Genomic DNA, 2,107 nt, shown 5'->3' with positions numbered 1-2,107 from the left:
CCCCGGCTGCGGCCGCAGGCGAGGCGGCGGCGGCGGACAAGCCCATCGACCTCGGCCCGCTGGGCTATTGCCGCGAGAACCCGGTCGAGGCGATCTTCCTCGGCCGGCGCCGGCTCAACGAGCCAGGCGGCGAGAAGGAGACGTGGCACGTCGAGTTCGACCTTAGGGACACGCCGATCACCTACGAGGCCGGCGACTCGCTCGGCCTCTTCCCGGCCAACGCGCCGGCGCTCGCCGACGCGGTGATCGCCGAGCTCGGCGCCCGCCCCGAGCGGGTGATCGGCGGCAAGACGCTCCGCGACCGGCTGATCGCCGACTACTCGCTCGGCGCCGCCCCCGACGGTCTCTACCAGCTGCTCTCGCTGCTGACCTCGGGCGAGGCCCGCCGCAAGGCCAAGGCGCTCTCGGCCGGCGAGGACCCGGACGGCGACGCCGCCTACCTCGACGTACTCGGCGCGCTCCACAAGTTCCCCGGCGCGCGTCCCGACGCCGAGGTGTTCCTCGAATCCCTCGACGAGCTGCAGCCGCGGCTCTACTCGATCTCGTCCTCGCCGAAGATGGATGCGGGCAAAGTCTCGCTAACGGTGGACGCGGTGCGCTACAACCACCGCTCGCGCCTCCGGCTCGGCGTCGCCTCGACGCATCTCGGCGAGCGCATGCCCGAGCAGACCCGGGCCAAAATCTACCTGCAGAAGGCGCACGGCTTCGCGCTCCCCGCGGACCTTTCCACCGACGTGATCATGTGCGGCCCCGGCACCGGCATCGCCCCGTTCCGGGCCTTCCTGCGCGAGCGCGCGGCGACGCAGGCGCCGGGGCGCAACTGGCTGTTCTACGGCCACCAGCGCCAAGCGAGCGACTTCTTCTACAAGGACGAGCTCACGCAGATGCGCGACGACAAGGTGCTCACCCGCCTGTCGCTGGCCTGGTCGCGCGACGGCACCGAGAAGACCTACGTCCAGGACCGCATGCGCGAGACCGGCGCCGACCTGTGGAAGTGGCTGGAGGGCGGCGCCCACTTCTACGTCTGCGGCGACGCCAAGCGCATGGCCAAGGACGTGGAGCGCGCGATCATCGACGTGGCCGCCCAGCACGGCGGCAAGTCGCCCGACGAGGCGGTGGCCTATCTCGGCACCCTGAAGAAGGCCGGTCGCTACCAGGCCGACGTGTACTGAGCGGCGACGGTTCTTCCCTTCCCCCCTCTGCGGGGGAGGAAGACTCCGCAAATGCCCGGCCCGACTCTTGCTGCCCTCCGCCGCGCCGGCCGACGTCGAAACCACCAAGACGTCGAAACCACGAGGACCTTGCCATGACCGTGCACGTGCCGGAGCCTAAGGTCTCGAGCCAGGCTGCAGCGGTTCGGACCACCTGCCCCTATTGCGGGGTCGGCTGCGGCGTGATCGCGACGCCGGACGGGACGGGCGGCGCCGGGATCGCCGGGGACACCGCGCATCCGGCCAATTTCGGCCGCCTGTGCTCCAAGGGCTCGGCGCTCGGCGAGACGCTGGGCCTGGAGAACCGCCTGCTGCATCCGCACGTCGACGGCGTGCGGGCGTCTTGGGAATCGGCGCTGGGCACGGTCGCCGGCGCCTTCCGCCGCACGGCCGAGAAGCACGGGCCGGACGCGATCGCCTTCTACCTCTCCGGGCAATTGCTCACCGAGGATTACTACGTCGCCAACAAGCTCGCGAAGGGCTTCATCGGCACGCCGCACGTCGACACCAACTCGCGCCTGTGCATGTCGAGCGCGGTCGCCGCGCACCGCCGCGCCTTCGGCTCCGACACCGTGCCCGGCTGCTACGAGGACCTCGACGAGGCCGACGTGATCGTGCTGGTCGGCTCCAACACCGCCTGGTGCCATCCGATCCTATTCCGCCGGATGGTGGACGCGCGCACGGCGCGCGGCACCAGGCTGATCGTGGTCGACCCGCGCCGGACCGAGACCGCCGAGGAGGCCGACCTGTTCCTCGGCCTCCGGCCCGGCACCGACAGCGCCCTGTTCTCGGGGCTGCTGGTGCATCTCGACCGGGTCGGCGCCTGCGACGCCCGCTTCGTGGCCGACCACACCTCCGGCTACGACGGCGCGCTCGAGCGGGCGCGCCGTCGTAGC

Annotated in this window: 2 protein-coding genes; both read left to right on the top strand. The window is 71.5% G+C overall.

The features are described from left to right. A partial coding sequence (locus FV222_RS24120; RefSeq protein WP_147815833.1) for a sulfite reductase subunit alpha occupies positions 1-1,172 on the top strand: 1,172 nt, incomplete at its 5' end. Between the two features lie 134 nt (positions 1,173-1,306). Then, a partial coding sequence (locus FV222_RS24115; RefSeq protein WP_147815832.1) for a molybdopterin-dependent oxidoreductase occupies positions 1,307-2,107 on the top strand: 801 nt, incomplete at its 3' end.

It is taken from the genome of Methylobacterium sp. WL103, assembly GCF_008039885.1.
In the GTDB taxonomy this organism is placed as follows: domain Bacteria; phylum Pseudomonadota; class Alphaproteobacteria; order Rhizobiales; family Beijerinckiaceae; genus Methylobacterium; species Methylobacterium cerastii.
Note: the sequence above shows the minus strand (reverse complement) of the source record. Positions and strands in the feature narration are given on the sequence as shown.